The organism is Brachybacterium sp. (assembly GCF_052095815.1).
In the GTDB taxonomy this organism is placed as follows: Bacteria; Actinomycetota; Actinomycetes; order Actinomycetales; family Dermabacteraceae; genus Brachybacterium.
On record NZ_JBQDLF010000013.1, the window covers coordinates 59,408 to 69,929 of the forward strand.

Below are 10,522 nucleotides of genomic sequence, written 5' to 3' on the forward strand. Positions count from 1 at the left end.
GCGAACTTCAGAACTCCCGTCGCACGCTCGTTGGACCGTCAGGTTCCCGCAGCGCGCCCGCCGCAGCACCCCCAGACCTCCCAGGAGCTCGCATGTCGATCACCCGTCCCCGCGGCTTCCGCGCCGTCGGCCTCGCCGCCGGTATCAAGTCCACCGGCAAGGATGACCTCGCCCTCATCGTCAACGACGGTCCCCGTGACATCGCCGCCGCGGTGTTCACCAGCAACCGGGTCCAGGCGGCGCCGGTCCTCTGGTCCCGCCAGGCCATCTCGGACGGCCGCGCGCGGGCCGTAATCCTGAACTCCGGTGGCGCCAATGCGTGCACCGGCCCGGAGGGGTTCGCCGACACCCACCGCACTGCCGAGCACCTCGCCGGCCTGCTCGACGTCGCCGCTCAGGATGTGCTCGTCTGCTCGACCGGCCTGATCGGGGAGCGACTGCCGATGGAGCCGCTGCTGGCCGGGGTCACCACCGCCGCAGGACGGCTCGAGGCCGGGGCCGAGGCTGATGCCAGCGCCGCTGCCGCGATCATGACCACCGACACCGTGCCCAAGACCGCGGAGGTCACCACGCCCTCCGGTGCGATCGTGGGCGGGATCGCCAAGGGCGCCGGGATGCTCGCACCGCAGCTGGCGACCATGCTGGTGGTGCTCACCACCGATGCCGACGTCGACGCGGAGACCGCCGACGCCGCACTGCGCGCCGCGACCGCCACCACCTTCGACCGCGTCGACTCCGACGCCTGCATGTCCACCAACGACACCGTCATCCTGCTGGCCTCCGGCGCGAGCGGGACCGCCCTCGGGCTCGAAGAGCTCACCGAAGCGGTCCGCGCCGTCAGCGCCGACCTCGCCCGGCAGCTGGTCGCCGATGCCGAGGGCGCGAGCCACGACGTCCAGGTGATCGTCCGCTCCGCCACCACCGAACAGGCAGCCCTCGCGGTCGCCCGGGAGATTGCCCGCTCCAACCTGGTCAAGGCCGCGATCTTCGGCAACGACCCCAACTGGGGCCGCATCGTCTCCGCAGCCGGCTGCGTCCCCGAAGCCGTGGCCCCGTTCGACGTCGCGAACCTCTCGGTCACCGTCAACGGGGTCGAGGTGTGCCGCGCAGGCGGCGCCCACCGCGACCGCTCCGAGGTGGACATGACCCCTCGGGAGACCCTCATCGAGGTCGATCTCGGCGCCGGCGAGGCCACCGGCGACATCTGGACCAACGACCTCACCCACGACTACGTCGAAGAGAACAGCGCCTACTCCTCATGAGCACCGCACCGAACTCCCCGGAACCCGCAGCCGCCGGCGGTGGCGCGGACGGCACCGACCCGTCGGCAGACGCCCCGCTGGTCGGCAAGAACCCCCTGGCCCAGCTCGACGCCGCCCGCAGCGAAGCCCGCGAGAAGTCGGAGGTGCTGATCGAGGCGATGCCCTGGATGCAGCGCTTCCGCGGCAGGATCGTCGTGGTCAAGTACGGCGGCAACGCGATGGTCGACGAGGAGCTGCGTCGCGGATTCGCCGCGGACATCGTCTTCATGCGACTCGCCGGCATCCGGGTCGTCGTCGTCCACGGCGGCGGACCGCAGATCAACGCGATGCTGGAGCGGGTGGGCAAGGAGTCCACCTTCCGCGGAGGCCTGCGTGTGACCGACGCCGAGACCATGGACATCGCCCGAATGGTGCTGGTGGGTCAGGTGGGACGGGAGCTGGTGGGACTGATCAACCATCACGGTCCCTTCGCGATCGGCATGTCCGGCGAGGATGCCCGGCTGTTCACCGCCACCCGCCGCGGCACCGTCGTGGACGGCGAGGACGTCGACCTCGGCCACGTGGGTGCGGTGGGCGCGGTCAACATCGACGCCATCAGCGATCTGCTCGAGAGCGGGAGGATCCCGGTGATCTCCTCGATCGCCCCCGAGGTCGACGCCGATGGCAACCCCACCGGCGACGTCCTGAACATCAACGCCGACCTCGCTGCCGCGGCGCTCGCCGAGGGCCTGGATGCGGAGAAGCTGGTGATGCTCACCGACGTCGAGGGCCTCTACCGCGACTGGCCCGACCGCGCCTCGCTGATCCCCGAGATCTCCGCCTCCGAGCTGCGCGAGATGCTCCCCGGCCTCACTGCCGGGATGATCCCGAAGGCTGAGGCGCTGCTGGGAGCCGTCGACGCCGGTGTGCGCACCGCCGCGATGATCGACGGCCGGATCGAACATGCCGTGCTGCTGGAAGTGTTCACGACCAAGGGCGTGGGCACCATGGTGAGGAGGGATGACTATGTCTGAGCAGGTGAAGCCCGCACCGGGTCAGCCCACGCCGGCGCAGCACACACAGGGACACCCCGCGCAGGGACAGACCGCACGGGCACAGGGCGGAGATCTCGATCTCGCCCAGCGTTACGGCGACGCGCTGCTGCCCGTCTTCGGCACGCCCCAGAAGGTCCTCGCCCGCGGCGCGGGCGTGCACGTCTGGGACACCGAGGGGAAGCAGTACCTCGATCTGCTGGCCGGGATCGCTGTGAACGCGCTCGGCCATGGCCACCCGGCGCTGCTCGCAGCGATCATGAAGCAGGCGGAGACCCTCGGGCATGTCTCGAACTTCTTCGCCTCCGCTCCCCAGATCGAGCTCGCCGAGAAGCTGCTGCAGCTCGCCGAGGCTCCGGCGGGCTCCGGGGTGTTCTTCGCGAACTCCGGCACCGAGGCGAACGAGGCCGCCTTCAAGATCGCCCGCCGCACCGGCCGTCCCCGGATCCTCGCGCTGCGCAATTCCTTCCACGGCCGCACCATGGGCGCCCTCGCCCTCACCTGGAAGGAGGCCTACCGGGCCCCGTTCGAACCGCTGCCCGGCGGAGTCGAGTTCCTCGAGGTCGGGGACGAGGCGGCTCTTGCCGAGGCGCTCGCCCCCGGTGACGTGGCGGCAGTCTTCGCCGAGCCGATCCAGGGCGAGGCCGGGGTTCGCCCGCTCGGCACCGACTACCTCCAGGCGCTGCGCCGTCTCACCCGCGAGCACGGCACCCTGCTGATCCTGGACGAGGTCCAGACCGGCATCGGCCGCACCGGGCACTGGTTCGCCCACCAGGCGATCGAAGGCCTCCAGCCCGACGTGATGACCCTCGCGAAGGGACTGGGCGGCGGCTTCCCGATCGGTGCCGTGATCAGCTATGGCCCCGCGGTGCACGATCTGCTGCAGCCCGGCCAGCATGGCACCACCTTCGGGGGGAACCCGCTGGCCTCCGCCGCCGCGCTCGCCGTGCTCGGCACGATCCTTGAGGACGGGCTGCTCGAGCACGTCCGCGAGGTCGGCGCGGGATTCACCCGTGACGTGCTCGCCCTCGACCATCCTCTGATCGAGGAGGTGCGTGGTGCCGGTCTGCTGCTCGGCATCGGCTTTCGCGCACCGATCGCCCCGCAGCTCGCGACCGCTGCGCTCGAGGCGGGGTTCATCGTCAACGCCCCGGACGGGACCACGCTGCGGATCGCTCCGCCGCTGCTGATCACCCCGGCCGAGCTCGACACCTTCACCGCCGCCCTGCCCGCCCTGCTCGAGGCCGCTGCGCCTGAGGGAGAGAACTGAGATGCCCCGTCACTTCCTGCGTGATGACGACCTGAGCCCCGCCGAGCAGAAGGAGGTCCTGGCCCTCGCGCTGGCCCTTGCCGAGGATCGTTTCGCCAAGCGCCCGCTGGACGGGCCGCGCACGGTCGCGATCATGTTCGACAAGTCCTCCACCCGCACCCGGGTGTCCTTCGCGACCGGCGTCGCGGAGCTCGGGGGCAGCCCGCTGGTGATGGAGGCCGGCAGCAGCCAGCTCGGCCGCGGCGAGTCCATCGCCGACACCACCCGGGTGCTCACCCGGATGGTCTCCGCGATCATCTGGCGCACCTTCGGCCAGGAGCGCATCGAGGAGATGGCCGCGCACTCGACCGTGCCGGTCATCAACGCCCTCACCGACGAGTTCCATCCCTGCCAGATCCTTGCTGACCTGCAGACCATCGCCCAGCACACCGGGGGACTGGCCGAGGGTGACGCGGCGCTGGCAGGTCGGTCCCTGGCCTACCTCGGCGACGGGGCGAACAACATGGCCCACTCGTACCTGCTGGGCGGCGTCACCGCCGGCATGGACGTGCGGATCGCCTCTCCTGCCTCCCACCGCCCGGACCCGGCGATCGTGGCCCGCGCCGAGGAGATCGCCGCCACCACCGGCGGGAGCGTCACCCTCACCGATGATCCCCGGCTCGCAGCCCGGGGCGCCACCGCCGTCATCACCGACACCTGGGTGTCGATGGGCCAGGAGGGCGAAGGCGGCCGCGGCGGGGAGACGTTCGCGCCCTTCCAGGTCACCGAGGAGCTGATGGAGCTCTCCGGCGGGCTGTTCCTGCACTGCCTGCCTGCTTACCGCGGCAAGGAGGTCACCGCCGAGGTCATCGATGGGCCCTCCTCCGTGGTGTGGGACGAGGCCGAGAACCGCCTGCATGCCCAGAAGGCATTGCTGGCCTGGCTGCTCGAGCACCCCGACCAGAGCACCGCCGCGCACGCCCTCCCGCAGGGAGCGCGCCGATGAGCGACTCCCGCCGCGCCCTCGCCCAGACCAAGACCTCCCGTCAGCAGCGCATCGTCCAGCTGCTCACCCACCAGGAGGTGTCCTCGCAGTCCCAGCTCGCACAGCTGCTGACCGCCGAGGGCATCGAGGTCACCCAGGCGACCCTCTCGCGGGACCTGGTGGAGCTGCAGGCGGAGAAGATCCGCGGCTCGGCGGGCAGCCTCGTCTACCGGCTTCCCCCGGAGGGCGGCACCACCCGCCCGGCGGCCGCACCGGAGAACGAGCTGCTCGAGGCGAGGCTGCCACGGCTGGCGGAGGGCCTGCTGGTCTCCGCGGAGGCCAGCGGCAACCTGGTGGTGGTGCGCACTCCGCCCGGGGGTGCGCAGTATCTCGCTTCCGCCATGGACCGTTCGGTGATGCCCGATGTCCTCGGTACGATCGCAGGTGATGACACCGTGCTGCTGGTCGCCCGGGACCCCGCCGGCGGTGACCGGCTCGCCGAGCGCCTGCTCGATCTCGCGGATGGCCGACGGGAGTCCGTCGACCCCGTGCCGCCGCCCCGGCGCCGGTCCACGGAGACGGCCCCCGCCGGTTCCCCCGGCTCGTCGGCCCCCGACGCGCCACGCAGCGCCTGACCGCTTCGACCCGCAGGACCTCTCGACCCAAGACTTCTCGACCCAAGACTTCTCGACCCCCGAACCGCTCGGCCTCGGGTGCCGGCCCCGCCGGACCCGCCCGTGCACTCTGTGAATCACGACTAGGAGCATCACCGTGACCGAAAAGATCGTCCTCGCCTACTCCGGCGGCCTCGACACCTCCGTGGCCATCGGCTGGATCCACGACGCCACCGGCGCCGATGTCATCGCCTGCGCGGTGGATGTCGGCCAGGGCGGAGAGGACCTCGAGGTGATCCGCCAGCGCGCCCTGGACTGCGGCGCCGTCGAGGCTTATGTGGCCGATGCCCGCGACGAGTTCGCCAACGAGTACTGCATGCCCGCGCTCCAGGCGAACGCGCTGTACATGGACGCCTACCCGAACGTCTCCGCGATCTCGCGCCCGGTGATCACCAAGCACCTGGTCAAAGCCGCCAAGAAGTACGGCGCCTCCACTGTCGCCCACGGCTGCACCGGCAAGGGCAACGACCAGGTCCGCTTCGAGGTCTCGATCACCTCGCTGGCCCCCGAGCTCAAGTGCATCGCTCCGGTGCGTGACCTCGCGCTGACCCGTGACAAGGCGATCCAGTACGCCGAGCGCAAGGGTCTGCCGATCGAGACCACCAAGCACAACCCCTTCTCGATCGACCAGAACGTGTGGGGCCGCGCCATCGAGACCGGCTTCCTCGAGGACATCTGGAACGAGCCCACCAAGGACGTCTTCAGCTACACCGACGACCCGGCCTTCCCGCCGGTCGCCGACGAGGTCGTCATCTCCTTCGAGCGCGGCATCCCGGTCGCCATCGACGGTCGCAAGGTCTCCCCGCTCGAGGCGATCCAGGAGCTCAACCGCCGCGCCGGCGCACAGGGCATCGGCCGCATCGACATCGTCGAGGACCGCCTGGTGGGCATCAAGTCCCGCGAGGTCTACGAGGCCCCCGGCGCGATGACGCTGATCACCGCTCACCAGGAGCTCGAGCGCGTGACCCTCGAGCGCGAGCAGGCCCGCTTCAAGCGCACCGTGAGCGACCGCTGGACCGACCTGGTCTACGACGGCCAGTGGTTCTCCCCGCTGAAGAAGTCCCTGGACGCCTTCATCTCGGACACCCAGCGCTACGTCAGCGGTGATATCCGCATGACCCTGCACGGCGGCCGCGCCACCGTGACCGGGCGCCGCACCGAGACCGGTCTGTACGACTTCAACCTCGCCACCTACGACGAGGGCGACACCTTCGACCAGGCCAGCGCCCGCGGCTTCATCGACATCTACGGCCTGGCCGCCAAGCAGGCCGCGGCCCGCGACGTCGCCTTCGGCAACGGCGAGGACCTCGACGCCGCACCCGAGGCGCAGGCATGAGCCAGAACGGCTCCCAGTCGGACCACAACGGCTCCCTGACGAACTCCGCCGCGTCGCCGGGCCCCACCGCGTCGCCGACCGCACCCGACCCGTCGGGCGCTGCGGACCCGTCGGCCGCGAAGGAGAACGCCTCCCTGTGGGGCGGGCGCTTCGGCTCCGGCCCTTCGGCGGCGCTGGCCGCGCTGTCGGTGTCCACCCACTTCGACTGGCGGCTGGCGCAGTACGACCTGCGCGGCTCGAAGGCGCACGCCAACGTGCTCCACACCGCCGGCCTGCTGAGCGATGACGAGCTCACCGGCATGCAGGCTGCGCTGGACACCCTCGCGGCCGACGTCGCCTCCGGCGAGTTCGCCGCCGCGCCCGAGGACGAGGACGTGCACACCGCCCTCGAGGGCGGCCTCATCGAGCGGGCCGGTGCGGATCTCGGCGGCAAGCTGCGCGCCGGGCGCTCCCGCAACGACCAGATCGCCACCCTGATCCGGCTGTTCATCCGCGATCAGGCTCGCGCCATCGGTGACCAGGTCCTCGACCTCGTCGATGTGCTGGTGGCCCGGGCTCGTGAGGTGCACGGCGCTCCGATGCCGGGCCGCACCCACCTCCAGCATGCCCAGCCGCTGCTGCTCAGCCATCACCTGCTGGCCCACGCCTGGCCGCTGCTGCGGGACGTGGAGCGGCTGCGGGATCTCGATGCCCGCACGGACATCTCCCCGTATGGCTCGGGGGCGCTGGCCGGTTCGAGCCTGGGCCTGGATCCGCAGGCAGTCGCTGCGGAGCTGGGCTTCTCGGACTCGGTGTGGAACTCGATCGACGGGACCGCCTCACGCGACCTCACCGCCGAGTTCTCCTTCGTGCTCGCGATGATCGGGATCGACCTCTCGCGGCTCGCCGAGGAGGTCATCCTGTGGAACACCAAGGAGTTCTCGTTCATCACCCTGGACGACGCCTACTCCACCGGCTCCTCGATCATGCCGCAGAAGAAGAACCCGGACATCGCCGAGCTCGCACGCGGGAAGGCGGGCCGCCTGATCGGCGACCTGGTGGGACTGCTGGGTACGCTCAAGGCGCTTCCGCTCGCGTACAACCGCGACCTGCAGGAGGACAAGGAGCCGGTCTTCGATCAGGTCGATTCGCTGGACCTGGTGCTGCCGGCGTTCACGGGCATGATGGCGACCCTGGTCTTCCATACCGAGCGGATGGCCGAGCTCGCGCCGCAGGGCTTCTCGCTCGCGACCGACATCGCGGACCACCTGGTGCGTCGCGGGGTTCCCTTCCGCATCGCCCACGAGATCTCGGGGGCCTGCGTGAAGGTCGCCGAGTCTCAGGGCAAGGAGCTGTGGGACCTCACCGACGAGGAGATGGCCTCCATCTCGGAGCACCTGGACGGCTCGGTCCGTTCAGTGCTGACCGTCGAGGGCTCCATCGCATCCCGTGACGCGAAGGGCGGGACCGCGCCGGTGCGGGTCGCGGAGCAGGAGGAGGCCGCCGCCGAGGCGATCTCCGCGTTGCGCGCCTTCACCCGGGACCGCTGAGCGGCGGCCACGCCCGTCACACGGTGCCGTCGACTGCCCGGCTCGTCCGGTCACCGGATTCTCCCGGCCACCTGTTCACCGGGCCACCGGTTCACTGGGCCGCCGGGTTCACTGGGCCGCCGGGTCCTCCCGGCCACCGGATATCTGTCTCCTCTGAGGATTGAACAGCTATACGGCTTTCAATCCTCACCAGGGACAGGAATCTGGTGGCCGGAGGCGGATGCGACGCCGTGGGCCCGGGATCTGTGACAATGGCGCTCGGGCACGCACAGCGTGGGCTCCACGCACACCGAGGGCTCACCGGGCAGCTCGCTCGAACTCCGGTCCGTGCGCGCCCCGACCAGTCAGACCCCGGCCTCTCCCGGCCGGACCATCGGCACCCTGTGCCCCTCCGAGAGGAACCGATCGATGCATTCCGTCCTGGACGAGCTCGCCTGGCGAGGACTCGTCGTGCAGACCACCGGGCGCGAGGCGCTCGGCAGCGCTCTGGCGGACGGACCGGTCAGCCTGTATTGCGGCTTCGACCCGACGGCGTCGTCCCTTCACGTCGGTCATCTGACCCAGGTGCTCACGATGCGCAGGCTCCAGCTCGCCGGCCACCACCCCTACGCGTTGGTGGGTGGGGCGACCGGCCTGATCGGTGATCCGCGCATGTCCGGGGAGCGGGTGCTCAACGATGCCGAGATCGTCGCGACGTGGGTCGACAGCCTGCGAGGGCAGATCTCCCGCTTCCTCGACCTCGAGGGCGAGTTCGCGGTGACCATGGTGAACAACCTCGACTGGATCGGGCAGATGAGCGCCCTGGACTTCCTGCGGGACATGGGCAAGCACTTCCGCATGGGCACCATGCTCGCGAAGGACACCGTGGCCCGCCGCCTGCAGAGCGACGAGGGGATCAGCTACACCGAATTCAGCTACCAGGTGCTCCAGGGCATTGATTACCTCGAGCTGCATCGCCGCCATGGGGTCTCATTGCAGTTCGGAGGCAACGACCAGTGGGGGAACCTGCTCGCCGGTGTCGATCTGATCCACAAGGTCGAGGGCCACGATGCGCACGCCCTGACCACACCGCTGGTCACCAAGGCGGATGGCACCAAGTTCGGGAAGAGCGAGGGGGGCGCAGTCTGGCTCGACGCAGACCTCACCAGCCCCTACGCCTTCCACCAGTTCTGGCTCAATGCGGCCGACGGCGACGTCGTGAACTACCTGAAGTACTTCACCTTCCGGTCGCAGGAGGAGATCGCCGAGCTCGAGCACGCGACCGCCGATGCCTCCCACCAGCGCGCAGCCCAGAAGCTGCTCGCGGACGATCTCACCACGATGGTCCACGGTGAGCAGGCCACCGCGCAGGCCAAGGCTGCGGCGACGGTCCTGTTCGGGCGCGGTGATGTGCGAGAGCTCGATGAGCAGACGATCGTGACGATCGCCCGCGAGCTGCCAGGCGCGGAGGTCTCCACGACCATGGCGCTGGTCGATGCGTTCGTGGAGTCCGGCATCGCGGCGTCGAAGGGTGCCGCACGGCGCGACGCTGAGGGCGGAGGCCTCTCGGTGAACGGAGAGAAGGTGACTGCTGAGGATCTCGCCCGAGAGGTGGGGGACCTCGAGGCGCTGCCGGGCAGGCACCTGCTCCTGCGCCGCGGACGCAAGAACGCCGCGATGGTCCGCCTCGCCGGCTGACCTTCGTCCACACCGGAATTACGACGAGCCCCGTGCCCTGCAGCCGCAGAGCACGGGGCTCGTCGTGAATCCGGGGCCGGACGTCGTGGAGTGGGGAGACCCGGGGCGCAGGGGAGAGCCAGGGGGCGGGGAGCGTCAGGACGGAGCACGGCGTCCGGCCGGCAGCAGCGTCACCAGCTCCGTGGCCATGCCCGCCAGCGCCCGCCAAGTACGGCCTGCCACCGAAACTGTCAAGCCGACGATAAGTTCCGGTGACGCCCCTCTCAGACGCGGGTCACATCGCGATGAACGAGCGCTTTCCCTGAACAGAAAAACCCCGGTTGACCTGCACGGACGCGCTCAGAAGTGGGTGAATGGGAGGTGAATCCTCCGGTTTGACGACCCTCGCCCGGACCCGTAATGTTCTTTCTTGTCAGCAGGAACAACGCAGACACGAAGGGCCGGGAGCATCCCATAGGGAAGCGAACGGAACGGAGTGGAGCGGGACAGCTGCAGGACTGCCGGACCGAGAGATCGGGATGGTGAACGTGGGCAGGTCAGAGGGAAGATCGCGAGTCGATCCGAACGAGACCGGGAGCACACGGAGCGGAGTTGGACTGGGCCGCGAAGAACTGCTAGAGTAGTGATTCGCGCCGGAATGACGACGTAGAACGTCAGTCGGTAGGAAGTTTCCGCCGGCGCCACCGAGCCTCTGACTCGAACCGCTCTGCGGGGAGAGAATGATGTGCGCGTGTTGCTTGATATCTCAATAGCGTGTCTGTTTGTTGATGCCATTATTT

General features: G+C 69.8%; 8 protein-coding genes. All 8 read left to right on the forward strand.

The features are described from left to right. Positions 1-92 precede the first annotated feature (92 nt). Positions 93-1,262 (forward strand): bifunctional glutamate N-acetyltransferase/amino-acid acetyltransferase ArgJ, encoded by a 1,170-nt coding sequence (argJ, locus tag ACTH43_RS07680; RefSeq protein WP_441444331.1) that lies wholly within the window; start codon positions 93-95, stop codon positions 1,260-1,262. Then, positions 1,259-2,275, forward strand: coding sequence for an acetylglutamate kinase (gene argB, locus ACTH43_RS07685; RefSeq protein ID WP_441444332.1), 1,017 nt, complete (start codon positions 1,259-1,261; stop codon positions 2,273-2,275). Before argJ ends, argB begins: the two co-directional genes overlap by 4 nt. After that, on the forward strand, positions 2,268-3,563 hold the full coding sequence (locus ACTH43_RS07690; protein ID WP_441444333.1) for an acetylornithine transaminase: 1,296 nt from the start codon (positions 2,268-2,270) through the stop codon (positions 3,561-3,563). Before argB ends, ACTH43_RS07690 begins: the two co-directional genes overlap by 8 nt. A 1-nt stretch (position 3,564) precedes the next feature. Continuing rightward, positions 3,565-4,548, forward strand: a complete 984-nt coding sequence (gene argF / locus ACTH43_RS07695) for an ornithine carbamoyltransferase (protein WP_441444334.1) — start codon at positions 3,565-3,567, stop codon at positions 4,546-4,548. Next, on the forward strand, positions 4,545-5,162 hold the full coding sequence (locus ACTH43_RS07700) for an arginine repressor (protein WP_345077700.1): 618 nt from the start codon (positions 4,545-4,547) through the stop codon (positions 5,160-5,162). Before argF ends, ACTH43_RS07700 begins: the two co-directional genes overlap by 4 nt. Positions 5,163-5,298: 136 nt before the next feature. Next, positions 5,299-6,537, forward strand: a complete 1,239-nt coding sequence (locus ACTH43_RS07705; RefSeq protein WP_441444335.1) for an argininosuccinate synthase — start codon at positions 5,299-5,301, stop codon at positions 6,535-6,537. Next, positions 6,534-8,066, forward strand: a complete 1,533-nt coding sequence (argH, locus tag ACTH43_RS07710; protein WP_441444336.1) for an argininosuccinate lyase — start codon at positions 6,534-6,536, stop codon at positions 8,064-8,066. The genes ACTH43_RS07705 and argH overlap by 4 nt, the downstream gene beginning before the upstream one ends. A 408-nt stretch (positions 8,067-8,474) precedes the next feature. Beyond that, positions 8,475-9,743 (forward strand): tyrosine--tRNA ligase, encoded by a 1,269-nt coding sequence (gene tyrS, locus ACTH43_RS07715; RefSeq protein ID WP_441444337.1) that lies wholly within the window; start codon positions 8,475-8,477, stop codon positions 9,741-9,743. The last annotated feature ends 779 nt before the right edge of the window (positions 9,744-10,522 follow it).

Excerpts from the sequence above, each read along its gene's own strand:
- argH (WP_441444336.1), top strand. The coding sequence starts at position 6,534 with ATGAGCCAGAACGGCTCCCAGTCGGACCACAACGGCTCCCTGACGAAC.
- tyrS (WP_441444337.1), top strand. The coding sequence starts at position 8,475 with ATGCATTCCGTCCTGGACGAGCTCGCCTGGCGAGGACTCGTCGTGCAG.
- argB (WP_441444332.1), top strand. The coding sequence starts at position 1,259 with ATGAGCACCGCACCGAACTCCCCGGAACCCGCAGCCGCCGGCGGTGGC.
- ACTH43_RS07700 (WP_345077700.1), top strand. The coding sequence starts at position 4,545 with ATGAGCGACTCCCGCCGCGCCCTCGCCCAGACCAAGACCTCCCGTCAG.
- argJ (WP_441444331.1), top strand. The coding sequence starts at position 93 with ATGTCGATCACCCGTCCCCGCGGCTTCCGCGCCGTCGGCCTCGCCGCC.
- argF (WP_441444334.1), top strand. The coding sequence starts at position 3,565 with ATGCCCCGTCACTTCCTGCGTGATGACGACCTGAGCCCCGCCGAGCAG.
- ACTH43_RS07690 (WP_441444333.1), top strand. The coding sequence starts at position 2,268 with ATGTCTGAGCAGGTGAAGCCCGCACCGGGTCAGCCCACGCCGGCGCAG.